This window comes from Prochlorococcus marinus str. MIT 0918 (genome assembly GCF_027359415.1).
Lineage (GTDB): Bacteria > Cyanobacteriota > Cyanobacteriia > PCC-6307 > Cyanobiaceae > Prochlorococcus_E > Prochlorococcus_E marinus_C.
In genome coordinates, this window is the sequence record NZ_CP114780.1 from 1,689,684 (window position 1) to 1,714,343 (window position 24,660).

The 24,660-nt window shown below is 36.2% G+C and carries 29 protein-coding genes and 2 tRNA genes; 12 read left to right on the forward strand and 19 right to left on the reverse strand.

The features are described from left to right. Nucleotides 1-3 precede the first annotated feature (3 nt). Nucleotides 4-897, reverse strand: a complete 894-nt coding sequence (locus O5636_RS09160) for a 4-hydroxybenzoate polyprenyltransferase (protein WP_269622485.1) — start codon at nucleotides 895-897, stop codon at nucleotides 4-6. Nucleotides 898-963: 66 nt separating this feature from the next. Between O5636_RS09160 and O5636_RS09165 the strand changes: the two genes are divergently transcribed. Next, on the forward strand, nucleotides 964-2,631 hold the full coding sequence (locus tag O5636_RS09165) for a Ppx/GppA phosphatase family protein (RefSeq protein WP_420063771.1): 1,668 nt from the start codon (nucleotides 964-966) through the stop codon (nucleotides 2,629-2,631). A 13-nt stretch (nucleotides 2,632-2,644) separates the two neighbouring features. Here O5636_RS09165 and O5636_RS09170 read toward each other — a convergent pair whose 3' ends face one another. From O5636_RS09170 to petC, 5 genes are read right to left on the reverse strand one after another with little or no spacing between them, the layout of a single operon-like run. Beyond that, complete coding sequence (locus tag O5636_RS09170) at nucleotides 2,645-3,130, reverse strand: helix-turn-helix domain-containing protein (RefSeq protein WP_269622486.1); 486 nt, start codon at nucleotides 3,128-3,130, stop codon at nucleotides 2,645-2,647. Beyond that, nucleotides 3,131-3,883, reverse strand: a complete 753-nt coding sequence (cobM, locus tag O5636_RS09175; protein WP_269622487.1) for a precorrin-4 C(11)-methyltransferase — start codon at nucleotides 3,881-3,883, stop codon at nucleotides 3,131-3,133. Beyond that, nucleotides 3,883-4,788, reverse strand: a complete 906-nt coding sequence (lgt, locus tag O5636_RS09180) for a prolipoprotein diacylglyceryl transferase (RefSeq protein WP_269622488.1) — start codon at nucleotides 4,786-4,788, stop codon at nucleotides 3,883-3,885. The genes cobM and lgt overlap by 1 nt, the downstream gene beginning before the upstream one ends. Before the next feature lie 18 nt (nucleotides 4,789-4,806). Next, the gene (petA, locus tag O5636_RS09185) at nucleotides 4,807-5,739 is read right to left on the reverse strand and encodes a cytochrome f (protein WP_269622489.1); all 933 of its coding nucleotides are present in this window, start codon (nucleotides 5,737-5,739) and stop codon (nucleotides 4,807-4,809) included. A gap of 53 nt (nucleotides 5,740-5,792) precedes the next feature. Then, a complete protein-coding gene (petC, locus tag O5636_RS09190; protein ID WP_269622490.1) occupies nucleotides 5,793-6,329 on the reverse strand; it encodes a cytochrome b6-f complex iron-sulfur subunit in 537 nt (178 codons plus the stop codon). A 98-nt stretch (nucleotides 6,330-6,427) separates the two neighbouring features. On the opposite strand from petC, the gene O5636_RS09195 reads away from it, so the two are divergent. Continuing rightward, nucleotides 6,428-6,778: a DUF3067 family protein gene (locus O5636_RS09195; protein ID WP_332299706.1), complete on the forward strand. Its 351-nt coding sequence runs from the start codon at nucleotides 6,428-6,430 to the stop codon at nucleotides 6,776-6,778. Here the strand turns inward: O5636_RS09195 and tatC are convergent. The 3 genes from tatC to O5636_RS09210 form a co-directional block, all read right to left on the reverse strand. Continuing rightward, entirely contained in the window at nucleotides 6,729-7,493 is a 765-nt protein-coding gene (tatC, locus tag O5636_RS09200; RefSeq protein ID WP_269622491.1) for a twin-arginine translocase subunit TatC, read from the reverse strand. The genes O5636_RS09195 and tatC overlap by 50 nt on opposite strands. 178 nt (nucleotides 7,494-7,671) lie before the next feature. Further along, nucleotides 7,672-7,968 (reverse strand): hypothetical protein, encoded by a 297-nt coding sequence (locus tag O5636_RS09205; protein WP_269622492.1) that lies wholly within the window; start codon nucleotides 7,966-7,968, stop codon nucleotides 7,672-7,674. A gap of 36 nt (nucleotides 7,969-8,004) precedes the next feature. Beyond that, the gene (locus O5636_RS09210) at nucleotides 8,005-9,720 is read right to left on the reverse strand and encodes an Rqc2 family fibronectin-binding protein (protein ID WP_269622493.1); all 1,716 of its coding nucleotides are present in this window, start codon (nucleotides 9,718-9,720) and stop codon (nucleotides 8,005-8,007) included. A gap of 65 nt (nucleotides 9,721-9,785) precedes the next feature. On the opposite strand from O5636_RS09210, the gene gmk reads away from it, so the two are divergent. Next, nucleotides 9,786-10,340, forward strand: a complete 555-nt coding sequence (gene gmk / locus O5636_RS09215) for a guanylate kinase (protein ID WP_269622494.1) — start codon at nucleotides 9,786-9,788, stop codon at nucleotides 10,338-10,340. 17 nt (nucleotides 10,341-10,357) lie between these two features. On the opposite strand, the gene psaJ is transcribed toward gmk, so the two are convergent. Together psaJ and O5636_RS09225 are read right to left on the reverse strand one after the other, a co-directional pair. Further along, entirely contained in the window at nucleotides 10,358-10,492 is a 135-nt protein-coding gene (gene psaJ, locus O5636_RS09220) for a photosystem I reaction center subunit IX (RefSeq protein ID WP_269622495.1), read from the reverse strand. Nucleotides 10,493-10,553: 61 nt separating this feature from the next. Beyond that, nucleotides 10,554-11,105 (reverse strand): Photosystem I reaction center subunit III, encoded by a 552-nt coding sequence (locus O5636_RS09225; RefSeq protein ID WP_269622496.1) that lies wholly within the window; start codon nucleotides 11,103-11,105, stop codon nucleotides 10,554-10,556. Nucleotides 11,106-11,183: 78 nt separating this feature from the next. Here O5636_RS09225 and tsaD point away from each other — a divergent pair, with 78 nt between their 5' ends. From tsaD to O5636_RS09240, 3 genes are all read left to right on the forward strand, one after another. Then, nucleotides 11,184-12,257 (forward strand): tRNA (adenosine(37)-N6)-threonylcarbamoyltransferase complex transferase subunit TsaD, encoded by a 1,074-nt coding sequence (gene tsaD / locus O5636_RS09230; protein ID WP_269623589.1) that lies wholly within the window; start codon nucleotides 11,184-11,186, stop codon nucleotides 12,255-12,257. A 42-nt stretch (nucleotides 12,258-12,299) separates the two neighbouring features. After that, complete coding sequence (locus O5636_RS09235; protein WP_269622497.1) at nucleotides 12,300-12,488, forward strand: high light inducible protein; 189 nt, start codon at nucleotides 12,300-12,302, stop codon at nucleotides 12,486-12,488. 236 nt (nucleotides 12,489-12,724) lie between these two features. Next, on the forward strand, nucleotides 12,725-13,930 hold the full coding sequence (locus O5636_RS09240) for a cation:proton antiporter (RefSeq protein ID WP_269622498.1): 1,206 nt from the start codon (nucleotides 12,725-12,727) through the stop codon (nucleotides 13,928-13,930). Between the two features lie 8 nt (nucleotides 13,931-13,938). Here the strand turns inward: O5636_RS09240 and gltX are convergent, their stop codons facing one another. The 5 genes from gltX to rplS form a co-directional block, all read right to left on the reverse strand. After that, the gene (gene gltX / locus O5636_RS09245; protein ID WP_269622499.1) at nucleotides 13,939-15,369 is read right to left on the reverse strand and encodes a glutamate--tRNA ligase; all 1,431 of its coding nucleotides are present in this window, start codon (nucleotides 15,367-15,369) and stop codon (nucleotides 13,939-13,941) included. Nucleotides 15,370-15,389: 20 nt separating this feature from the next. Continuing rightward, nucleotides 15,390-15,463 (reverse strand) — tRNA-Asp (locus O5636_RS09250). Nucleotides 15,464-15,634: 171 nt separating this feature from the next. Beyond that, nucleotides 15,635-15,823 carry a hyperconserved protein Hcp gene (locus O5636_RS09255; protein ID WP_006043540.1) on the reverse strand — a complete coding sequence of 63 codons (189 nt, stop codon included), beginning with the start codon at nucleotides 15,821-15,823 and terminating at the stop codon, nucleotides 15,635-15,637. A 36-nt stretch (nucleotides 15,824-15,859) separates the two neighbouring features. Next, a tRNA-Trp gene (locus O5636_RS09260) sits at nucleotides 15,860-15,932 on the reverse strand. A 62-nt stretch (nucleotides 15,933-15,994) separates the two neighbouring features. Further along, nucleotides 15,995-16,477: a 50S ribosomal protein L19 gene (rplS, locus tag O5636_RS09265; RefSeq protein ID WP_269622500.1), complete on the reverse strand. Its 483-nt coding sequence runs from the start codon at nucleotides 16,475-16,477 to the stop codon at nucleotides 15,995-15,997. A 453-nt stretch (nucleotides 16,478-16,930) separates the two neighbouring features. Between rplS and map the strand changes: the two genes are divergently transcribed. Then, the gene (gene map / locus O5636_RS09270; RefSeq protein WP_269622501.1) at nucleotides 16,931-17,773 is read left to right on the forward strand and encodes a type I methionyl aminopeptidase; all 843 of its coding nucleotides are present in this window, start codon (nucleotides 16,931-16,933) and stop codon (nucleotides 17,771-17,773) included. Nucleotides 17,774-17,783: 10 nt separating this feature from the next. On the opposite strand, the gene O5636_RS09275 is transcribed toward map, so the two are convergent. Next, a complete protein-coding gene (locus O5636_RS09275) occupies nucleotides 17,784-18,539 on the reverse strand; it encodes an SDR family oxidoreductase (RefSeq protein ID WP_269622502.1) in 756 nt (251 codons plus the stop codon). A 170-nt stretch (nucleotides 18,540-18,709) separates the two neighbouring features. On the opposite strand from O5636_RS09275, the gene O5636_RS09280 reads away from it, so the two are divergent. The 5 genes from O5636_RS09280 (at nucleotide 18,710) to O5636_RS09300 (ending at nucleotide 22,163) form a co-directional block, all read left to right on the forward strand. After that, entirely contained in the window at nucleotides 18,710-19,792 is a 1,083-nt protein-coding gene (locus O5636_RS09280) for a phosphotransacetylase family protein (RefSeq protein WP_269622503.1), read from the forward strand. 47 nt (nucleotides 19,793-19,839) lie between these two features. Further along, nucleotides 19,840-20,364, forward strand: coding sequence for a DNA recombination-mediator protein A (locus O5636_RS09285; protein WP_269622504.1), 525 nt, complete (start codon nucleotides 19,840-19,842; stop codon nucleotides 20,362-20,364). Nucleotides 20,365-20,491: 127 nt separating this feature from the next. After that, nucleotides 20,492-20,989: a YajQ family cyclic di-GMP-binding protein gene (locus O5636_RS09290; protein WP_269622505.1), complete on the forward strand. Its 498-nt coding sequence runs from the start codon at nucleotides 20,492-20,494 to the stop codon at nucleotides 20,987-20,989. A gap of 65 nt (nucleotides 20,990-21,054) precedes the next feature. Continuing rightward, nucleotides 21,055-21,264, forward strand: coding sequence for a hypothetical protein (locus O5636_RS09295; RefSeq protein WP_269622506.1), 210 nt, complete (start codon nucleotides 21,055-21,057; stop codon nucleotides 21,262-21,264). Nucleotides 21,265-21,353: 89 nt separating this feature from the next. Beyond that, nucleotides 21,354-22,163 carry a prohibitin family protein gene (locus O5636_RS09300; RefSeq protein ID WP_269622507.1) on the forward strand — a complete coding sequence of 270 codons (810 nt, stop codon included), beginning with the start codon at nucleotides 21,354-21,356 and terminating at the stop codon, nucleotides 22,161-22,163. A 38-nt stretch (nucleotides 22,164-22,201) separates the two neighbouring features. Here the strand turns inward: O5636_RS09300 and hemL are convergent, their stop codons facing one another. Continuing rightward, complete coding sequence (hemL, locus tag O5636_RS09305) at nucleotides 22,202-23,500, reverse strand: glutamate-1-semialdehyde 2,1-aminomutase (RefSeq protein WP_269622508.1); 1,299 nt, start codon at nucleotides 23,498-23,500, stop codon at nucleotides 22,202-22,204. A gap of 329 nt (nucleotides 23,501-23,829) precedes the next feature. Then, nucleotides 23,830-24,657 carry an exodeoxyribonuclease III gene (gene xth / locus O5636_RS09310; RefSeq protein ID WP_269622509.1) on the reverse strand — a complete coding sequence of 276 codons (828 nt, stop codon included), beginning with the start codon at nucleotides 24,655-24,657 and terminating at the stop codon, nucleotides 23,830-23,832. Nucleotides 24,658-24,660: the final 3 nt, after the last annotated feature.

Here is a 24,660-nt window from a genome sequence, read left to right on the forward strand (position 1 = left end):
TTGCTAAATATTTCCAACCATTAGTCCAAGTAAAATCAGGCTTCCTAAAAAGACTTGGTTGCGAAAATGTCGCCCAAAAAATTTCATGTTTGATTTTAATGTGGTTAAGGATATTAATTCTCGTTGCATCCCCATGCTGGCCAATATCCAAAAAGGCCAAAAGATTATCCCTATCCCCTGGCTTAATGCGCTAATTGCGATGAACAAGGATGTTAAGGCATAGCAAATAGAAACTATTTTAAAAGCGTTTGTCCCAAGTGCTATAGCACTGCTATTAAGACCGAGTTCTTTATCGTCATTTTTATCTGCCATGGCATAAACAGTATCAAAGCCAAAAGTCCAAACCATTGTTGCTAGCCAACATGTTAGGAGAGGTAATCCACCATTTAGAGAGGATTCACTTGCTGCCCAGGGAATTAATACTGCAAATCCCCAGCAGATTGCAAGAAGAATTTGTGGATATTTAAACCATCTTTTAGAAGATGGATAAATTAGTATCGGTAATAAAGCAATCCCAGCAAGTTTTAAGCAAAGATCTTGGCTAGACGTAGGAAGTAAAAAAATGACTTTTAAACTTAATAAAAGAAATAACACTAATATTGCTAGAGCAGTGTTTATGCTGATGCTCCCATTGGCTAAAGGTCTATTTTTAGTGCGTTGAACTTTAGAGTCTATTTTTTTATCCCAGAGATCATTTGCGATACAACCGGATCCGCTAACCAAGAGACCTCCTAATATTATTAGTAAAATTAAATTCCCATTAGGCGGAGCCGATGGAACAAGCCAAAGTGCCCATCCTGCAGGAATTAGTAAAATCAATCTGCCACTAGGTTTGTTCCATCGGAGCAGACTTATTAAATTTTCAAGGGTTTTGTTGGCAATGAGAAAATTTTTCACTTGTAAGTTTTCCTTCAATGATTAAGGAATTGCTGCTAGATTTCTTGAGCGGCTTTGAGACTAATTGTGTCAAAGAATCCTGTTGAAGTTACAGGCTTAGATCCTTTTTCATCTAATGATGAGGGGAATTTTCAAAGCAAGGATTCTCGCTTTAGAAATAATGAAAAGATTCGCAGAGTAGCAGCAGTTGATATAGGGACAAATTCTACTCACTTAGTGATTACAACTGTAGACTTAAAGTTGCAAACATTTAGTATTGAATTAGCCGAAAAATCATCTACTAGGCTTGGGAACAGAGATTCGGATACAGGTGAACTTACAGAATCTGCAAAAAAGAGAGTAATTGATACTTTAAGACGCTTTAAAGAACTTGCTCTTAGTTATAAAGTTGATGAGATTCTTTTAGCGGCTACAAGTGCTATTAGAGAAGCTCCTAATGGTAGAGAGCTCTTAGCTCAGATTAATGAAGAACTTGAATTAGAAGTTGAATTAATAAGTGGATCCGAAGAAGCCCGACTTATATATTTAGGAGTGCTTTCAGGAATGTCTTTTGAGGGGAACCCTCATCTGATTATTGATATTGGTGGAGGATCTACAGAATTAATACTTGCTGATAGCCAAGATGCAAGGGCTTTGACTAGTACAAGGATAGGAGCTGTAAGCCTTCAGAGAGATTTCTTGAAAGATGAGTTTGCTTCGCCAAATAGAGTTGAATTTTTAAGAACATTTATACAGGGATCTTTAGAGCCAGCTGTTAATAAGATTTGTTCTCGTGTAAATGATTTAGGTAGCATGGTATTAGTAGCGACTAGTGGTACTGCACTTGCCATAGGTGCGTTAACAGCATCAGAAGAAGAGGATTTTTTGCTGAAAATGCATGGATATAAATTTTCAAAAGCAAAATTAGATAAGTTACTTGAGAAGTTGCTGAAGATGTCATTTCCTCAACGGAAAAAGTTGTCGTTTATAAGTGAACGACGAGCTGAGATTATTGTGCCAGGCGCGTTGATTATGCAGACAGCAATGCAAATGTTAAATAAAAAGGAGGTTGTCCTTAGTGAGAGGGCTTTAAGAGAAGGGTTGATTGTTGATTGGATGTCTCGCAAAGGCTTGTTAAAGGATCGATTTAGTTTTCAAGGCAGTATTCGTGAACGTACTGTTATTCATCAAGCAGAAAGGTTTTCAGTCAATAGAAAACGATCTGAAAGTGTGGCAAAACACGCGCTTTCTATCTATGACAATACTCATGGGGTTTTGCATCATGATGATGGCGCTGGCAGACAATTGCTTTGGGCTGCAGCTATTTTGTATTCTTGCGGCAAACACATAAATTTAAGTTCTTACCATAAGCATTCTTGGTATTTAATACGTCATGGTGAATTGTTGGGTTATTCAGATGCAGAACATCTCATGATCGCAGCTATAGCTAGATATCATAGGAAAAACCTTCCAAAGAAAAGGCATGAGTCTTGGCAGGTTTTAGAACAAAAGGAACATCGTAAACTTGTGCAAGAAATGTCTTTAATTTTGCGCATTTCAGCTGCTTTAGACCTTCGACCTGAGCCTGTAGTTAATTCTTTGAAGCTAGTTTGCAAAAATTCCGAAGTTATGATTTATTTAATTCCAGAAAATAAAAATCAGAATTTAGCACTGGAATGTTGGAGCTTAAGTAATTGTTTCCCGATCGTGAAAGATATGACAGGAGTTGATTTGAAAGTTTTAGTTGATCAATAACTTTAATTCAACTTTATCTTAAAGTTTGTTCTTGCAGTATGTCTCTTTTATTAGTTGTGTCTGTATAGTTTTCTTTGAGAAAACTTTGGACCAAAAACTTAGTTGATAAAATACCTGACAATATTGCAATGATAGATAATATTGGAAAAAGTATATAGGACTTTTTAAATTTAATTCGTGATTTCTTCTTGTTTATGACTTTATTTGGCCTCTTTTTGTTAGCCTCTTTCTCTAAAAAACTTACTATGTCAATATTTAGCTTTTCTGAGAGTCTTCTTATCATTGCTTTTACATAAATCATTTCAGGTAAGGAACTCTCATCAGCATCCTCAATTGCATAAAGATAGTCTTGGCTAATTTTGAGGCTTTCAGATAATTTTTCTAGTGATATATTTTGTTTTTCTCTTGCATCTTTTATTAAAGGACCAATGGTTTTCAATGTTATTTTAGCATCAGTTAAATTATTTGCTTTTGATTGTATTTTCTCAGACTTTCCCATTTATTCTTTCCTAAATAAATGTTTGTGACCATCATAATAGAGCTTTGAACGTTGATCATGTGATTTCAATGCAGGACTGATGATATAAAGCGTTGTTCTAATAAATCCTTCTTTTTTTGATATCGCAGCCATTTCTCTTAAAGGAACTATTTTTAACCATTGATCTTTCCACGTCACCCTATGCCCAATAGCCACAGGAGTATCTTCAGGATAATGATTTAACAGTTTTTTTTGCACATCATCTATGTGTCTGGCGCTTAGATAAATGCATAATGATGCCCCGGTTTTTGCAAAATTCTCTAGTTCTTCTGTTTTGGGAGTTCCGGTTCTGCCACTTGTTCTGCTGAGAATAATGGTTTGTACTAAACCTGGAATGGTTAATTCCTTTTTTAATTCTGCAGCAGTAGCTTGATATGCACTTATACCAGGTATAACCTCAACTTCTATTCCTTCTTCAGCTAAGCCGCAAATTTGCTCTGATATTGCGCCATAAAGGCATGGATCTCCATCGTGAAGCCTAACTATTTTTTTCCCGTCTTTTGCTCGCTTGATAAGCAAGCATAAAATTTCTTCAAGAGTTAGAGAACTGGTTCTAATTTTTTCACATTGAGTTGGTGCTAGAGCTATGATTTCTGGAGAGATTAATGAGTCTGTCCATACGATTACGTCAGCTTCTTTAACTCTATTTAATGCTCTTAGCGTTAATAAATCTTTGGCACCAGGTCCAGCTCCAACTATTGAAATCGGATTCATTATCTTTTCTTGTTAATTATGCCAAGCTTAGGCATTTTTCTTTTGATTTGATATATCCATAAGAGACCAAGTGCACCTAAACAAATCATCATTAAGCTAACGATTTGTGCGATTTTAAAACCACCTTCACAAAAAGGAGGAGTTGACCCAATGCATAGCGGATCAATCCTAAGCCCTTCTATCCAAATACGGCCAAAACCGTAAGAGATTAAATATATGCAGCTTAATGCTCCAGAAGGTAGCTTTATAGAACCATTAATATTTAATCTAAAGAGATTTATTAGCAAGAAGAAAATACATATATTCCATAGTGACTCATAGAGAAATGTGGGGTGAAAAAATTTGTAATTTAAAAATTCATCAGGTCTAGCATAATATGGGATAAATAATTTCCATGGAAGATCAGTTGGGATTCCAAAAGCTTCATTGTTAAAAAAATTACCCCACCTTCCTATAGCCTGTCCAAGTGCTACTGATGGTAAAAGAACATCTAGAACATCCCAAAAATTCTGCTTTTTATATTTACAGAAAAATATTACTGAAATTGTTCCCATTATTAATGCACCATGAATTGCAATACCTCCACTCCAAACCTCTAGAAAACTAGGTATTGAAAATGTTATGCCAAATAAATTTATTTGGCTCCAAAAGTAAATACCATTATATTTTCGCCACTCAAATACAACATAATAAATTCTTGCTCCAATAATAGAGCTTAAAACTAATATAGGTAATAAGTCATTGATTAAATTATTGGGAAGATCTCTACTTTTAGCAAGTTGACTAGAAATTCTAAGACCAATTAATACTGCTAATGCAATAAGGATGCCATACCAACGTAAATGTAATACTCCAATTTCTAATATTGGGCCAGGAGATATTAAGGCAGCAATAATTGCTTCCATTTAGTGTTATTTGTATTCTTAGAATTCTTTAGCAGCTTGCACTTTCTCGACTTGTTTCTTCTTTAGGACTAGTAAAATTTGTGTTAATGCAACTCCTGCAAAGAATGCAATTAATCCAAACACTCTGGCAGGACTCTGAAGGACAACCTCTGTATCTAACTGACCAAAGCCACCTGCATTAGGGTCATTGGTTAAAGCCATTCCTGCTTCTATTTTATCTCCTTCTTTTACTATTACATTTGGCCCAACTGGAATTGTTTCGACAAATGAATCCCCTTCATCTGATTGAATTGTGATATTGGTAATACCGTCTTCGTCATTTGTAATTGATGAAACTGTGCCTTGTTTGGATGATGTGAAAATAGAATTGTTACTTTTTTCACCTGTCGGATAAACCTGCCCTCTCCCTCTATTGCCTCCTACATTTATTGAGTATTTCCCAAAGTGAATATTCTTATCTGTTGCAGGATTGGGAGAAAGAATAGGAAAGACTATTTCTTTATTTTGATCACCAGGTAATGGACCAACCAATATTATATTGTCTTTATCCTCGCTGTAATTGGTAAAGTAAACACCTTTGGTTTCTTCTTTAATATCTTCTGTCCAACGATCTTGTGGGGCAAGTTTAAAGCCATCAGGCAACATTACAATTGCGCCTACCTGAAGAGGTACTTTGCTTCCATCTGCGCCTATCTCTTCAGTACCTGCTTTATAAGGAATTTTAACTGCTGCTTTAAATACGCTATCTGCTCCAACTGATTGAGGAACTTCTACTTGGGTTGTCATCTTTGCTAGGTGACAGTTTGCACAAACCAACTTGCCAGTAGCTTCTCTAGGATTCTCATAATTTTGTTGTGCCCAGAAAGGGTAGGCCCAACTTGAAGATGGGAAGAAAATCAAAGAAAATCCAACAATTATGGATCCTAGGAAAAAAGTAAGTATGCGTCTCATGATGTGGTGATTTTAATGATTACAGGAAAAAAGAATTAAATGAGAGAAACAAATTAGGCCCACCAAGGCTGATCTCCAGTTCGGAAGTCAGTTTCTGTCCATTGACTTACAAGTACATTGTCATCTTCTACATCTATATGTGTTAAGGCAAGAGATAGTGGTGCAGGACCTCTTACAACTTTTCCATTGGCATCATATTGACTCCCATGACATGGGCATATGTATTTATTTTCTCCACTATTCCAAGGAACGACACAGCCTAGATGAGTACATATTGCATTAATGCCAAAATTTCCAATTGCATCATCCCCGTCGACTATTAAATAAGTGGGGTCTCCCTTTAGACCTTGAACAAGACTTCTATCGCCAGCGGGGTGATTGGATAACCATCCACTGGCGGTTACTGAATTGCCCAGTTCATCTTTTGCCGTTGAACCTCCAGTCCCACCTCCAGCTCTTAATGGCATGAAAAAATTTGCAACAGGGTATAGAGCCCCTAAGGCAACTCCTGTAGCAGTACCAAAAGTAAGAAGGTTCATGAACTGACGTCTCCCCATTGAGGGCACATCGCTAGGACTCATTTGTGTCATGCCTGATGTTCACACAGTTCATAATTAAAACCATTATGACTTGTAAAGGGTCTACCCTGCTTGAAAAAGAAGGGATTTAAATATCATTCTTTGATTTTGTGGCTACTAGTATTTCTGAAAGTACTCAAAAAACCAACCCTTTAGGAGTCCAAGAAGTCATGCAGTGTCTTCGCAATCGTTGGGGAGTCACTTACGACCTTAGGCTTGTATTAAAAGGTGAACGGTTTTATTTGCAAATGATGTGGGGTTATCTAGAAAAACAATCTTTCCCTTTAAAAGAAATGGAATATTGTGAAAAGCTTGAGAAAGTACTTGAGATTATTAATAGACTTGGGAAGAGCAATTTAGTTAGGCATTGGCTTTTAAATACAAAACAAAAGCCAAGTGTAGGAAGGGCTATTAGTTTGCTTTTGAGGGGGGATGAGCAGTTGGAGGAATTTGTTCTTTAAATTGATCAGTAATAGCAACAAGTAAAACACCTAAGAAAAATAAAATTGATATAGAACTTGCTAATAAAGTCATTGTTATGGGATCTGTTGATGGTGTGATAATTGCTCCAGCAATTGCTGAAGACATTATTACCCATCTCCATGCAGAGAGCATTTGTTTCCAGTTAATGAGATTAAAAACACCTAAAAGCAATTGTAATATTGGTATTTGAAAAGAGAGCCCTGTCCCAACCATAAGCAATAAAACAAAATCTAAATACCTTTCAATTGACCAAAGTGGTTCTACTACATCTGCACCATAATTAACTAAAAACTTCAAAGCGGCAGGTACTAATGCCCACCAGGCAAAAAATATTCCAACAAGAAATAGTAAGCTAGAACCTGCTACAGCAGGAGTAATCAGGTTCTTTTCTTTTTTTGTAAGACCAGGTAAAACAAAAGAAAGAATTTGAAAAACTATATATGGTAGGGCAATAGTTAACCCTCCATAACCAGCAACTTTTATTGATACGAATAAAAACTCACCGGGTGAGAGCTGAAGAAAATGTATACCTTCGGCAGGTAATTCTAATGCTTTAACTAATGGTTTTACAAAAATAATACATATTAAGGCTCCAATTAAAATAGATAAAAGGCTTTTTAAAACCCTTTGGCGGAGTTCCTCTAGGTGCTCTACTAATGGCATTTGTTTGTCTTGACCATGTTCATTGACCATGATTTTTGGTACTAGACAGATTATGAGAAGTCTTTTTTTATTAGTTTAATAATCTTGGTAAACATCTTCTTACTTATTTATTCTATAAAACATTTTTGAAATGATTTCTTTACTGAATTTTTATAGTTTTATAAATGGTTATATCTAAAAAGAAAAGGCTAGAGCCTTTATTTAATTATTATGCAAATCGACCCTTTTTAGAATTATTTTGACGGTTCATTGATGATTTAGGGTTTGTTGGATCAGGCAAAATAAATGGTGGGCAGTCATTTAATGATGATTTCCCATAGTTTTCATACTCTCTATATCCTCCCATTTTCCCATTAGTTTTCATGAGAGCACTAATGAAAGCCAATAGCAGGAAGACTGTCGGAGCACCTATTATTAATGCGGCTCCAAAAATGTAACCGACTAAGAATTCAGCAAAAGTATGATTCCCTAGGAATTCATGTGATCCAAGAATAAAATCAAACATTTTAAAACCTTCACTGGCCTAAAATAATAAGTCATTCTAGGCTTTTTTTGTGGATTGCTCTAGATATCTTTTGCCATTGGATGGTTGACCCCATACAACCTTTCCTTCTCTAGGGCTTACAGTTCCTGTTGCCGCACCTTTAAGCTTTTGAAGTTGATTTGTTTGAACCATAAGAACTGAGACTTTATTATTCCCTTTAGCTTTACTCAAAAATGAGGCCAAATCAGCGCTAACTTTAATATCCTCTTCTTCTATCGTTCCATTGGAAGCTTTTAAAACTATATGACTTCCAGGACACTCTTGAGCATGAAACCAAATATCTCCTTTCTTAGATTTCTTTATACTTATTAATTCATTTTGGCGATGATTCCGACCAATCTGTATGTCTAAGCCACTTGGGCTTTTTATTTGTAAAATTTGATGAGGCTGTTTTCTTTGTGCCCCTTTTTTAGTATTGGTTTGTTGCTTGTTAAAAAGGTAAGTTTCTATATCTTCTATTAGGTTTTTTATACTAGTTAGTTTCTCATGTTCAAGTTGATTCTTATTATTGATAATATATTCAAGAAATAGATTCGTTTCATTTATAAATAAAATTCTTTCTTCATGATGTTTTACTCTCTCTAGTAATATTGATTTAGCTCTCTTTAGTTTTTTTGCTGTGTTATATAATTTTTGAGCTTCTTTTATTTTTTCTTTGTTTAAGTCATTTAAGCATAAAATCATATCTGCACTTCTTGTTAAGGAATTAACGTTTAGTGTTTTTTGATATATATCTTGCTGCTTATGTAATAATCTCTCTTCATTTATTTTTCTTTTAATAAGCTCTGATGATAGTTTTTTATATGCTTCTTCAAGCTTCTTTTGCGCTAGAAATTTAGTATAGTAACCGCCAAGATTTAAACTTAGATTGCAATCTGAATCCTTAGCTAATCTTTCAGGTTTCCATACTCTGTATGGACTCGGTCCATTAAAACAAAGGCAGAATTCTTCTTTGTCAATAACCCTTAACCATTTTTCCCACCTTGAATATATACATTGCCAATCTTTTGAGGATAGGTTTTGTACAGATGTATTTATTAATGTATTAGCAATATCTTTATTTTCATTAGCTAGTTGAAGGGATAGGGATGGACTAATACCCTGGAAATTATCATTTAACGCTTTTTTAAGAGATACTGGTACTAGGGATAATATCTTTTTCCACTCTTCAAATGATCCAGTTTTCGTAGGACTTAAACCTCTTAATGAAGGTGGCGGTATATATTTGTCGCCAGTACTAATAGGCCTTAAACGAGATTGACTTTCACGTATTTGTTTCCCCAGAGTTGTTACGTTTCTTTTTTCATCTAATAATAAAAAGTTACTGTGTCTGCCCATTAGTTCAAGAATTAGAAATTTTTGAAAGCTTTCGTTGGGGCGAAATGCCAAACCAAATTCAATTACTCGATCAAATCCTTGTTGTTTTAATTCGATTAATGCCATTCCTTTTGTGGCATATTTGATTTGTTTACTTAGGGTGCTTTCACCATGGATTTTGGGAGGAGCCTTTATTTCTATTAATCTTGGAGAATCTGCATGCCAACTTAGTTCTAACCAAATTAAGCTATTTAAATTGCGAAATGCAATTTGTACTGTATGAGAATCTGATTGCTGTATTTTTTCAAAACGACTTGGGATTATTTTTTTTCTTAAGTCAGAAAGAACAGCTTTCAGACTGGTTACATCCATCATTTGAAGAGTTGAATGGTTCATATGATCACATTTAACGTTCTTCTTAGCCCCTTTATTTAATTCTCAAAAGAATTTAAATCAATGCTATGACCAATCAAAAAGGCTTGATACTAATAACTGGACCTAGTGGGGTAGGTAAAGGTACTTTAGTCAAAAAACTACTTGCTGAAAACAAGAATATTTGGCTTTCAGTTTCTGCAACTACGCGCTTACCTAGGGAAGGAGAGAAAGATGGTAAGGACTATTTCTTTTTAAATAAAAATCAATTTAAGAATTTAATTGATAGCAATGGTTTTTTGGAGTGGGCGCAATTTGCGGGTAATTTTTATGGAACTCCTAAAGATGAAGTTCAATCAAAACTGTCGTTAGGTAAAAAGGTATTACTTGAGATTGAATTAGAAGGTGCAAGACAAGTTAGGAAAAACTTCCCTACAGGATTTCAGATCTTTATAGCACCTCCTAGCTTTCAAGAACTTGAAAGAAGAATTAGAGAAAGAGGAACTGATTCAGAAGACGCAATTGAGCGTAGATTACTTAGAGCTAAAGAAGAATTAGATGCACAAAAAGAATTTGATGCAGTTATTATTAATGATGATATTAATAGAGCTTTAGTAGAAATAAAAAGCTTAATTAATAAATAGGAATTTTAAGAATGAACTTATAATCCTGGGTGGAATAGTAAGTCTGGAACAAATCTATTCCATTCAACTAAAATTCCTGCGGTAATAACAATCCAAAGAGTTGCTACTACAGGAGCTGATCTAAACCATTTTGTTGAGAAGATTTTAAACATTAGTAATTAGGTAAGAAATAGAGTTTAATTGATGAATTCAAGGTCTTGAAATTAAATAATTTTAGCGAGGACCATTAAGTGTAATATTTTCATCTTTTTCTCGAAGATCGCCACTTCTGCCTTGTTTGTTTGCTTCAAAAGGCCATGCAGCTCCTTTGATTAGGCATTGTCTTGCTAAAGCAAAGTCAATAAATATTTCGTTGTCAGCTGGCTTTTTAGTTTTCTTTGAAGCCCTTAGATATTCCCTGCCAGACCAGCCAATAATTCCAGCAATATATATGAAAATGTGACCAGGGATTAGGATATCCCCTTCATGGTGCCTATTTGCCAAGGCTCCGAATGGTTCAATAGTTGCACCAATAATAAGATGAGGTAGGCCATCGTCTCCACAGGATGCTTTGCTATACCGCTCAAATCTGGCTATGTCTTTGGGAGTAGTTGCTGCACTAGCACGTTCTTGAAAACGAGCATTTTCTGAACAAGAAGTTAATCCGGAAGCTGAAAATTCAGTACTGGCCCTGTCTGCATTGAGAGCTTCACCAGCTGCATTTGCCAGAGGTGCTAAGCCTAAAAGCAGAAAAGCTGATAGGAGGATTGAGAAGAGACGACGCATTTGTTTGAATCCTTATTTAGCCTGTCTTAATTAGAACAGGATTCACTATACCTAAGTTAAATGAGATACGCATAAATGATGCAAACAGTACTCGCCCTCGAAACAAGTTGTGACGAGACTGCCGTAGCTGTGGTCCAATTTAAAGGTGGAAAATTTAATGTTTTAGCCAATTGTGTTGCTTCTCAAGCTGCTGAACATTCTCAATGGGGGGGCGTTGTCCCAGAGATAGCTTCAAGAAGACATCTTGAAAATATGCCTTTGCTTTTAAAAGAAGCATTTAGTGCTTCTGGAATTGCTTTCTCTAATATCAACGCAATTGCCTCAACAGTAACCCCTGGATTGCAAGGTGCTTTGTTAGTTGGATCTGTAACTGCTAGAACTTTATCTTGTTTATATAATCTTCCTTTCTTAGGGATCCACCATTTAGAGGGTCATCTTTCATCAGTATTGCTTTCGGATAAAATTCCTACTCCACCTTATTTGGTTTTGTTAGTTAGTGGAGGGCATACAGAATTAATTATGGCTAAGAAGAATTTTAAATATGAAAGAGTTGGCCGTAGTCATGATGATGCAGCTGGAGAAGCTTTTGATAAGGTTGCGAGGCTATTGGGATTGGCTTATCCAGGTGGACCTGCTATTGAGAAAATAGCTTCAAATGGAGACTCTAAAAGCTTTGCTTTCCCAAAAGGAAAGGTTTCAAAGCCTGGTGGAGGTTTCTACCCTTATGACTTTTCTTTTAGTGGTCTTAAGACAGCTGTTTTACGTACTGTTGAAAGTATTAATACAAAAGGTGGAGAGGTTCCAATAGCTAATATCGCAGCAAGTTTTGAGCAAGTTGTGGCTGAAGTCTTAGTAGAAAGAAGCTTGAAATATGTTCGAGATTATGGACTTAATTCTTTAGTTATGGTCGGAGGTGTTGCTGCTAATGCTCGTTTAAGGAACTTGATGGAAAAACAAGCTTCATCTCAGAATATTGATGTTTATATTGCACCAAAAGCTTTTTGCACAGATAATGCTGCAATGATTGGTTCAGCTGCTTTGACAAGATTAATATCAGGAACAACTTTTAGTTCAATTGATCTTGGCGTCTCAGCAAGGTTTCAATTAGATCAATCTGAACTTCTTTATAAAATTGATGAACCTCCTTTCTAATATTTCATTTGAAGATTTTCTAAATTTAATTATTTTAACTTCATGAATTCTGGACCGACTAAGAAAGAAAAAAAGAATTCCATTGCTCCAGTAAGTAAGCAGGAGCTTAATTCATGGAAGAGGGGTTTTACTCCTCAAGCGGAAATATGGAATGGGAGAATGGCTACAGTAGGTCTTTTGTTGGGTTTGTTTGTTTTGATATTGATAAATAGTTTCATTGTTGGCAAATAGTGGAATTATCTGTTTGGCTTAATGTCAATTAGCTAGCTTTGATTTAGGATTGAAATGCGAAGACATTACTTGAATTATTTGCTATGGATTAGTTGACTTGTTTAAGCTAATAATTGATATTAAAGGTATCTAAGAATTACCAATTCAAATTTGTGAGAGACTTGTTTTGAATATGATTTTTCTTTTTCAAGATCATTTATTTGTATTGAAGCTTTTGGCTCAACTGATTCATTTCTATGACTCCTGAGCGGCTAGGACTGCTTTGGGGAGTCACAGTTTTTGCTGGTGCTGGTGCAAGGCTTTTGTCGGCTTTAACAGGCTTCCCAGGAGTCGTTTTGTTGCTTCTGTCAGGTCTGTTGATAGGCAGATCTGGTTTAGGTTTAGTGGAACCTCTGGATTTGGGACAAGGTCTTGAAACAATTGTTGGCTTGTTAGTAAGCCTTGTGCTTTTTGATGGAGGATTAAATCTTCGGTTGCCTGGGGACACAATAAAAGCAACTGTTTTGCGAATATCTTTAATCAGACTTTTTATTTCTTTAGCAGCCATTTTAGTTGCGGCGCATTTACTTGCTGGCTTGGCTTGGAATTTGGCTGCTGTTTACAGTGCAATAGTTTTAGCAACAGGTCCCACAGTAGTAACCCCACTCATCCAGCAAATTAGACTTGCCCCTCCACTTGGAGATGTTCTAGAGGCAGAAGGCTTGGTTCTAGAGCCAGTTGGTGCTGTTTTAGCATTACTTTTGCTTGAATTATTGCTTGGTGATCTTCATGGATGGAAAGAATTGCTCCTTGGTTTATTAGCAAGATTAGGTGGAGGTGTTTTAATTGGGATTTTTGCTGGATGGATTCTGTCTGAAGCCCTTAAAAGAATAAAAACTGATTCTGCAATAGGGATAAGGCTGCAAATAACATTAGGCGTTTTGTTTTTGCTCTATGGAATTTGTGAATGGATACTCCCTGAGTCTGGTTTACCTGCTTCAGTTGCAGCAGGATTTGTTGTAGGAAGAAGCCCATCAATTGAAGTTGATCAGTTAGATGAGCTAATACGAGAGTTGGCTCAGCTAGCTATTACTATGCTCTTCCCACTTTTAGCAGCTGATGTTTCTTGGAGTGAGTTAAGCCCTTTGGGATGGGGAGGAATATCTTGTGTACTGGTTTTAATGTTGGTAGTTCGTCCATTAGCGGTGAGTCTTGCAACTATTGGACTACCTTTAGATATTAAACAACGTCTTTTTCTTGGTTGGTTGGCTCCTAGAGGAATAGTTACAGCAGCAGTTGCATCGCTTTTTTCTATTCGATTAGAACAGGCTGGTGTTTTGGGAGCAGGGAGACTGCAAGGACTAGTTTTTTTAACTATTCTTATGACTGTAGGTTTGCAGGGACTTACTGCAAAGTTATTAGCAGATAAATTGGGGTTGCTTGCTGAAAATAAGGTTGGTTAGTTTATTGATTAAATGCACTTTCTTATTCGTTCTTTGTCTTTGCCAATTATCGCCAATAAGCTCCATGAGGTTATTAAGTCTGGACCTTGAGTGGTTCCAAGAAGAGCAACTCGAAGGCTTTTCATTAAAATCCCTTTCTTTATACCCTCGGATTTCGCTGAATCATTTATTAATTGCTTAGCGATTTCATAATTAAGGCCATCCCAGGGAGAATCTTCAAGATTTTGAAAAAGTGATCTTAGGCTTTGTTTTGCCCCTTTAATATTTAATTGTTCAATTCCATTTAGATCAATTTCTGGAGATTCAAAAAATACTCGACTGTGTTCTATTCCTTCATTTATTAGATTAAGTGATGGTCCTATTAGCCCCGAAAGTTTTACCCCCCATTCATTATTGGGTATTTCCCATCCTTCTTTTATCCAAAGCTTGTTTAACAACTGTAAAAGCTTTTCAGGAGGCAAACTATGGATAACTTGAGAATTTAGCCATTTGATTTTATCCCAGTCAAATTTTGCACCTGCTTTGTTGACGCGATCAAAATCAAAAACAGCAGAAGATTCTTCTAGAGTAAATTTTTCTTCCATCCCTTCTGGTGGGGACCAGCCCAGAAGTGTCATGTAGTTAGTAATAGCTTCGGGTGTGTACCCCATTTGTTTGAAATCATTGATTGAAGTCACTCCGTCACGTTTAGAAAGCTTTCTTCCTTCTGAGTTAAGTATTAATGGTGTGTGAGCAAACCTTGGTAGCTTTATCTCAAAAGCTTTGTATAGGAGTATTTGCTTCGCGGTATTTGCTATATGGTCTTCACCACGAATGACATTAGTAATTTTCATATAACTATCATCTATTACAACGGCTAAGTTATAGAGAGGCTCCCCAATCTCGTCTGCTGGTGCTCTTCTTGCAATTACCATATCTCCACCTAAATCTCTTCCTTTCCAATGGATTTGACCTTTCACCATATCGTTCCATTCAATAGGTTCTTCGTCGTTGATACGAAAACGAATAACAGCATTTCTTCCCTCATTAATAAATAGTTCCTCTTGTGCTTTAGTGAGATTTCTATGGCGATTATCGTAGCGAGGAGGACTACTTTCATTGATTTGCTTTTCTCTCATTAATTGCAGTTCTTCTTCAGTTGCGTAGCACCTGTAAGCCAAGCCTTTTTTCAGCAGGAAAGAGATTGCCTCTTTATGTTTTTCATAGCGACTGCTTTGTATTATCGGTTCCTCATCCCATTGAAGACCGAGCCATTGAAGTCCTTCAAGGATATTAGAAGTAAATTCATCTTTTGAACGTTCTTTATCGGTATCTTCTACACGAAGTAAAAATGACCCGTTGTTTTTACGTGCATATAGCCAGTTAAATAAAGCAGTCCTGGCAGTACCTATGTGTAGGTTTCCTGTGGGACTTGGAGCCAGTCTTACTCTAACTTTCAATTCTTGTGTTTGATTGATTACGGGACCGACGGGATTCGAACCCGCAACTTCCGCCGTGACAGGGCGGTGCTCTAACCAGTTGAACTACGGTCCCAAGCTTTTCAATGGACTTTTCGGGAAAGTCCTATGAGGTTGGTCTTAAGCCAGAAGTAGGGCAAAAGGATTATCAACCTATCACCTTGCCTAATGCAACATTGAAAACGATTTAGATTTAAATGTTTTATTTTTGAAAAAAACATTTATTAAATCGTTTCCTTTTGCTGGTTCATGGGCGAAATCCAGCAGGCTCAATTAGACGCACTTGATTACCTCTAGCGGTAAATTCGCGACCTTGATCGCTTTGTACGACAACTCTCCCGCCAGATTTGACTCGTATAACACGTGCCCTAACCCAGCCTAGAGCTGCAGACTCAAGGACTTTTACGACATCGCCAGGTTGAAGATCTAACTCCATTCTTAAAACAATGAAACTGCTGTAAGGGTTATCAAACGCGCCGTGGAGGACTTGAACCCCCGACATCAGGTTTTGGAGACCTGCGTTCTACCAACTGAACTAACGGCGCATTGAAGATGCCCTGGTACCAATGATGTGACAATGGTATTTGGATTGAACAAGGTCGAAACCTTAGCGGTCGAAGCGCTGCTTGACTCGTGTGGCTTTGCCAACTCGATCACGCAGATAAAATAGCTTCGCTCTTCTTACTTTACCGCGACGTTCAACTTTTATAGAAGCAACTTGCGGACTATGTACCATGAAAATTCTTTCAACACCAATTCCTTGGAAGATACGACGGACAGTAATAGTTTGATTTAATCCTCCATGACGTTTTGCAATTATTACTCCTTCATAAGGCTGTACCCGCTCTTTATTGCCCTCACTAATACGAACACCTACTCGAACCGTATCCCCTACATAAATTTCGGGAACTTTTGTTTTTTGTTGAGAGGTTTCGAAAAGATCTATAAGATCTTGAGCACTTGGGACTTGTTTCGAAGTAGTAACAGAACCCTTTTTGCTATTTGAGTCATTGAGTTTTTCTTTAGAAGCAGAGGTTGCTTCTTTAGCTTCTTCCTCTTTTGGAGGAGTCTCTTTCAAATCTTCCGTCATCCCAAATTCAATTTTATTTTCCGAAAAATCATTGTAACCGTTTATAAAACACTTTTAGAAAATATTTTGGTTTTGTTTTTAGATAAACAGTTTTTTTAAAACAAGGTCCTCTTTCTAAATTAAGCATCCTGAGCTGATCAGGTTCAATTGATTATGAAGAAAAGTCTTTCCCAAATTACATCCAATTCAAACTCTCTTGGTGATGGAGACTATGCCTTTCAAGTGTCTCTAGTGTAAGTATTTGTAATGATGGACTAGCATTGAGTAGTAGATGATGTGCTTTTTTTGACATCGCTAAAAACAAATTCATTAACCATGATGAATTTGTTTTTAGGTTTTGATTAAGCCTATTAAACAAAATGAGTACTATGAAAGTATTCCGAGCTTGAATTTAGAGTGATGAAAAAACTCTAAATAGCTTATTAGGGCACTAAAACTTTTATAGATTTCTACATGAACAAACTTTTTGCCGATTTACTTGCGTCTTCTCTTCCAAATTCAAATAAGAATGAAGGCCCTAGGATTCAGCAAAGAAGAGGAGTGGAAATTAAATCCGCCAGAGAAGTAAAGATAATGCGTAAATCGAGTCATATAGTTGCGACAGTTCTTAAAGAGATAAATCAAATGGTGGAGCCAGGCATGAGTACTGGTGATCTTGATAAATATGCTGAGAAGCGAATAAAGGATATGGGAGCATTGCCAAGTTTCAAGGGATATCATGGTTTCCCTGGTTGCATCTGTGCAAGTATCAATAATGAGGTGGTTCATGGGATTCCCAGCTCAAAAAAAATCATTAAGGCTGGTGATCTATTAAAGGTTGATACAGGTGCTTTTTATGATGGTTACCATGGAGATAGCTGTATAACTATTGGAGTTGGGGAGATTTCAGATGAAGCACTTAAATTAAGTAGAATTGCTAAAGAATCTTTAATTGCAGGATTATCTCAAATAAAAGCTAACAATACTCTTTTAGATATAGCAGGAGCGATTGAAGATCACGTCAAAAAAAATAATTTTAGTGTTGTAGAAGATTACACTGGCCATGGTGTAGGCAGAAACCTTCATGAAGAACCTTCTGTCTTTAATTTTAGAACACAAGACTTGCCAAATGTCACTTTGCGCTCAGGGATGACTTTGGCAGTAGAGCCAATCTTGAATGCAGGCAGTAAGTATTGTAGAACTCTGCAAGATCAATGGACTGTTGTTACTAAGGATGGAAGTTTATCTGCACAATGGGAGCACACAATTTTAGTAACACAAGATGGATGTGAGATATTGACTGATAGAGGAGATTAATTATTTTATATCATCTATGGATTAATTTAATATAAAGAAATCTGATTAATTCATTTAATGGCAATAGAAAATAAGTCAAAGGATTTGGGGTGACAATTATAAGACTACATGGTCTTTTTGCTTGATTAATTATCTGATTAGCTACGAAGTCAGCATCCATTATCCCAATAGGATTTAGGTTTGATCTGAATGGACCAAGTATTAATTTTTTTATTTTTAACTTTTTACTTTTATCTTCTAATAGTAAAAACCATTTAAAACTAATTAGTTCTCCTATTAGTCTTTTGCTCATTTCATAGGCTGGGCTAAATGCCGGCTGCACTTCTGCTTCTGAAGTGTTAACCCAGATTTCTCTTGTAGTTAAAGAGTTTTTGTTTTTTCCCGTAAGATGTTCAAATTTCTCAATTAAGCGCCATTGCGTTAACGCATTTACTTCAAGCGCCTTATTAAGATCACTTGTTTCAATGCTTCGTCCTGGATTAATGCCATGATTGAGAATTAAAATATCTATAGTTTCTAGAACATTATTTAGCTTCTCCTCTTCTCCAGATTTCCATTTAATCCATTCATTTGGAGCATCTTTTTCGTGAAACTGTTTAGATATAAGGCTATGGGTAAAACCAATTACATATGCTCCTTTAGACCGGAAAATTTTTGTTAGTGCTATACCTAGGCTCCCAGAAGCACCAGTGATTCCAATCCGTTTATTCTTCCAGGGACACTTGCCGCCATTTTGTGGATTTTGTTTTAAATTAAATAAAAACATATTTTTAGATAAAAATCTAATGTTGCCTTTTTGCAGCTTTAGGTGTGATCCCTTAATTATTTCTGGTTTTAACAGAAATAATTGTTTAATCACAAATTATTTTGCCAATTACTATTTATAAATTGCTCAAAATGAGTAAAATTAAAAAGATTTATTAATGGAGTCTGGTCATGGGGAAGACCTTGATGATCGGATCTTGCGAACCATATAGTGGAAAATCGGCTTTGGTTTTAGGGATTGCAAGATACTTAGGTGCGCTTGAAATACCATTCCGTTTTGGTAAGCCTCTAGCTACAAGTCTTCAGCAAGACGATCCTTCTAGTAATCTTCCATCTCCTTTAATTGATGATGATGTTCGTTTTATTGCGTCAATTATTGGCTTAGAGAAAGATAAATTGATTCATTCTGTTGATTTTTGGTCGCCGCATACGGCTGAAAATCGTCTTTTTAATGCTTTTTTAAAGCCAGGGAAAGGATTTGATGCTCTTAAAGAGAAATTAAATGATTCTTTTGAGGGAATAAATTTATTAGAAACAGCTGGAAGTATTAATGAAGGATTACTTTATGGTTTGAGTCTTGTTCAATTGGCTAAAACTTTTAAGGCAAAAGTTTTGCTTGTACATTTATGGAGGGATAGCTGTAGTGTTGATCCTTTATTGGCAGCCAAAGATCAACTTGGAGATGCCTTTATTGGAGTTATTTTGAATGCTGTTACTCCAGATGACCTAAAGGATATACAGGATAATGTTGTGCCATTATTAATTGATTTAGGGATAAATGTTTTTGGTGTAATGCCTCGTTCCCCACTTTTAAGGAGTGTAACTGTAGAAGAATTGGTAAGCAGACTTAATGCACGAATAATTTGTTGCTCTGACAGACTTGAATTAATGGTTGAGACTTTAAGTATCGGTGCAATGAGCGTTAATTCAGCTATGGAGTTTTTTAGAAAACGAAGAAATATGGCGGTGGTAACAGGAGCTGATAGGACTGATATTCAGCTTGCGGCATTAGAAGCTTCTACTCAATGTTTGATACTCACTGGGGCTGGAGATCCTTTACCCCAGTTAATTAATAGAGCAGAAGAATTAGAAGTGCCTTTATTAAAAGTTGACAGTGATACTCTTTCAACTGTAGAAGTTATAGAACAAGCTTTTGGTCATGTTCGATTGCATGAGTCTGTGAAAGCATCTTATGCATTTCGATTGGTTGAGGAGCATTGTGATTTAAAGCGCCTATTTGTTTCACTAAGATGACTACCAAAGATAATGATCATTGCTAGTTTCAGGTTAATAATATAGAAATGTCTTTGAATCGCAGTCGCTCTTTAGATCTTCCTTCTATAGGCCGTATTGATACATTGGCTCAGGAATTAGCCTTATTACAAGATAAGGGGAAAAGACGAATAGCTTTTTTAGGCAGTAGGCATGTACCAGTTGTAGCAATACATCTTGTTGAGTTAATAGCGCGTTCTTTAACACAGGAAGGTCATTCCTTGATGACTTCTGGTTCACAAGGTGTTAATGCAGCAGTTATTAGAGCGGTATTGGAGGTTGATCCATCATTGCTAACAGTATTGTTACCACAAAGTCTCAATCGCCAGTCCCCTGAGATTCGCGATTTGCTTGATCAAGTTTTGCATCTTATTGAGAAACCAGATCATGATGAGCTTTCATTGCCTATGGCTAGTAGCTTATGCAATCAAGAAATAATTAGTAGATGTGATCAACTTATTTGCTTTGCATTTCATGATAGTGAGACTCTCTTAAGCAGTTGTCATAGTGCAGAGGATATGGGGAAAGTAGTGAGTTTATTATTTTTTGATTGATATATGAGCTTAAAACAAGGCAATTTTTGCTTTTTTGCTTACTTATTAAATTAAATATTATCAGATATTTTAATTTAAATTTCTAAAGTTTTTCTATAATAAATTAAGAACTTGCAAGAGAGATTGTATGCCTTCTTCTTTTTCCTTTGATGTTGTTTCGGATTTTGATCGTCAAGAGTTGGTTAATTCAATTGATCAAATGCAAAGAGAAGTTTCTCAACGATATGATCTTAAGGATTCAAATACAGAAATTGATTTACAAGATGAAGAGATTATTATAAACACGGCTAGTGATATGACTTTAAAGGCTGTAACTGATATTCTTTTGCAAAAAGCAACTAAGAGAAAGCTGTCTTTAAAGATATTTGATTTCCAAGACCCTATTACTGCTTCTGGAAATAGACTTAAGCAAAGCATTATCTTGAAGAAAGGATTGACTCAGGAAACAGCAAAAAAACTTAGTAAATCTGTAAGAGATCAACTGAAAAAAGTTAATGTTTCAATACAAGGTGATAGTTTGCGAGTCACCGGAAAGAGTAAGGATGATTTGCAGCTTGCTATTGAAATATTAAAGAAGCAAGAGGAAGAATTTAGTGTCCCATTGCAATTTGAGAATTATAGATAATTTATTTTGGTTTTTATCTTAAGAATTTATTTTGACTATACTTGAGTTTTAAATAAATAATTGCAATGGCAGATTTGGACAATGATTTAAAAATTAGATTACTAGCTAAAGCAATAGAGGTTAAGTCCAACTCTGGTGATGATATTCAAAAGGTTTGCTGGATGGTTGTTCATGAACATCATCATGGCGTCATGCCTTCTGAATATGACATCAGGCCTATAGATGAAACTCTTTATCTATCAGTTCTAGAGTCTCTAAAGCAGGAATTAGGCTGATTATTTTATTTTGATTACCCAATTAAATAAATTTACTTAATCACGAAATTAGGGATATAAAGATATGCTTTAAGGGTTGAAAGAATTTCATGACTAATCCTATGCGCAATGTTACCCCAGGAGGCTCTTCTGGTGGTGCAGCAACTCTGGCATTAATAGTTTCATTTACAGGAATATTGTTGCTTACGCAGTCTTTATTTATAGTTCCAGCTGGTCAAGTGGCCGTAGTTACTACGTTAGGCAAAGTAAGTGGTGGAGCTCGTCGCCCAGGCCTGAATTTCAAAATCCCTTTTGCACAGTCTACTTATCCATTTAATGTTCAAACTCAAGTTCGTCCTGAAGAATTTGAGTCATTAACCAAGGATTTACAGGTGATTTCTGCAACTGCGACTGTCAAATACGCTCTTAAACCAAGTGAAGCAGGTCGTGTTTTTAGAACCATTTCTTACAACGACAGAGAAATTTATAATCGTATTATTAAGCCTTCTTTGTTAAAAGCTTTGAAATCAGTTTTTTCTAAATATGAATTAGTTACGATTGCCAGCTCTTGGAGTGATATTTCGACAATAGTTGAAAGAACTGTAGCTGAAGAAATTAGTCAATTTGATTATGTAGATATTCAAGGACTTGATTTGACTGGATTAGAAATAGCAGAAGAATATAGAGCCGCTATTGAACAAAAACAAATAGCTGAACAGCAATTATTAAAAGCACAAACTGAGGTTAAAATTGCTGAGCAGGAAGCTAAAAGATATGACACTTTAAATAGAAGTCTGGATAATCAAGTTTTGTATAAACTCTTCTTAGATAAGTGGGACGGACAAACTCAAGTTGTTCCTTCTTTGCCAGGAGATGGTGGTAATAATACCCCAGTAATAGTTGGAGGTAGAAGGAATTAATTTAGTATTGTTGACTTAGCTAAATAAAAGAGATTTATTTAGCTAAGTTCGGCAAAGCTATCAGTAAAAGCTTTCAATGTGTAATCAATATCATCTTCTGAGTGGGCTAAAGATGTAAAACCAGCTTCAAAAGCGCTTGGTGCTAGATAAACACCTTTTTGAAGCATTGATCTATGTAACTTTCCAAAAAAAGCGGAGTTAGTATTTTTAGCTTCTTGAAAGTTTCTTACAGGTCCTTCACAGAGATAGAAGCCAAACATGCCACTAATACTAGTGCCAGTAATGGGTATGCCTGCTTTTTTCGCTGATTCACAAATGCCATTAATTAGCCTTTTAGTAATGCTTTCTAAACGTTCATAAGAGCCTTCTTGTTTAAGTATTTCTAATGTTTTTATACCAGCTGTCATAGCAAGTGGATTGCCACTCAATGTTCCTGCTTGATACATAGGCCCTGCAGGAGCAACCATTGACATAATGTCTTTTCTTCCGCCATAAGCACCAACTGGCAAGCCTCCACCAATCACCTTGCCCATAGTGGTTAGATCTGGAGTAACGCCAAAACGCTCTTGAGCGCCCCCGTAACTAATTCTAAAGCCAGTCATTACTTCATCAAAAACAAGCAATGCTCCATTTTCCTTAGTTAATTCTCTAAGGCCTTCAAGGAAACCTGGTTCAGGGACTATGAAACCTGCATTCCCTACAATTGGTTCAAGAATTACACCTGCTATAGCATCAGGATTTTCTGCAAAAAGAGCTTTTACTGCTTCTAAGTCATTGTAGGGGGCAGTAAGAGTATTTGCGGTAGTGCTTCTTGGAACTCCAGGAGAGTCAGGTAGTCCTAATGTTGCTACACCTGAGCCTGCTTTCACTAGAAACATATCTGCGTGGCCGTGATAACAACCTTCAAACTTTATTAGCTTATCTCGACCAGTAAATGCTCTCATTAACCTTAAAACTGCCATGCAGGCTTCTGTGCCGCTATTAACAAAACGAACCATCTCAACACTGGGTACTGCATCAATGACCATCTGAGCAAGTTTATTCTCAAGTTCGCAAGGAGCTCCAAAGCTAGTTCCTTTCTCTAAAGCTTCTTGAAGGGCGGAAGTTACTTCAGGATGTGAATGGCCGCATATTGCAGGTCCCCAGCTCCCTACATAATCGATGAAACGGTTTCCATCTATATCCCAGGCGTATGCTCCTTTAACTCGATCAAAGACAATAGGATCACCATCTACCGATTTAAAAGCTCGAACTGGAGAGCTTACGCCGCCTGGCATTAGCTCCTTAGCTGCGTCAAAGACGGCTTGAGAGCTATTAGTTTTGAAGGCGTTTGTCACAATACCTAGCTAATAATTAGGTGACACAGTTGGACATAATGGCCCAAAACAGTCAAATAAGTCTAAAAGATCTATTTTTTTCTTTACTTGAAAAGATTATTTTGCAACCCCTTGATAGCCCATTTAGGAGGCCCTTGATCTTAAAAGTATTTGCTATTACTGAATTTCTCGTTTTCATCCTTTCTTGTTGACTATTCGTAGATTGTTAGAAAACCAGCAATTTTTCTAGGAGGATTTGACAAAAGATTTTCAAAATTTATCGAAGAAAATGGTTTTTTTGATTTTTAGAGTTGAAAGTGGAAAAGTCTTCATCATCTACAACAAGTAACCTAATAAAAAAAATCATCATCAATTTCCAAAGGAGGCCAGTTAATGTCGACAAGAACAGGAGCATGATCACTTGGCTGTTGGTTGCCTCGAAATTTTTTATGAATTACACAGCTCCTTGCATTTTTAATTAATTCATCAGTTAAGTAAATATGGTCGATTCTCCATCCTTGATCTTTTTGCCAAGCACCACTGCGATAATCCCACCAACTCCAATGACCACTATGTTGCTCGAAGAGCCTAAAAACATCCTCTAGCCTATTCCCTAGAATCTTTTTAAGAGCATCTCTTTCTGAAGGGCTTGCCATGATTCCATTGTTAAATCTTTTTTGATTATGAACATCTTTTTTATCTAAAATTATATTAAAGTCTCCCAGAAGACATAGAGGCTCGTTTCTTAAAGCTTGTATGTTTAAATATTCATTTAAACAATTTAACCATTTAATTTTATAATCAAATTTATCAGATTCCAGTGATGAGCCATTGGGTACATAGACATTGACCACTCTAATGCCATCTATCATTGCACTTATTATTCTCTTTTGTTCATCAAAGAAGATTGATTCCTGATTGTGGCACTCTTCTCCATTCATTCCTATTCTTATATCTTCTAAGGGAAGTTTACTAATTAGTGCAACCCCATTATATGACTTTTGACCGTATATAAAAGTTTGGTAGCCTTTGCTTTCTATGGTTTCTTTTGGAAATAAATCATCTTGGACTTTTGTTTCTTGCAAACACAATAAATCTGGCTTTATCTCGTCAAGGAATTGCTCAACTTGATTAAGTCTTGTTCGTATTGAGTTGACATTCCAGGATGCAATTAACACAGA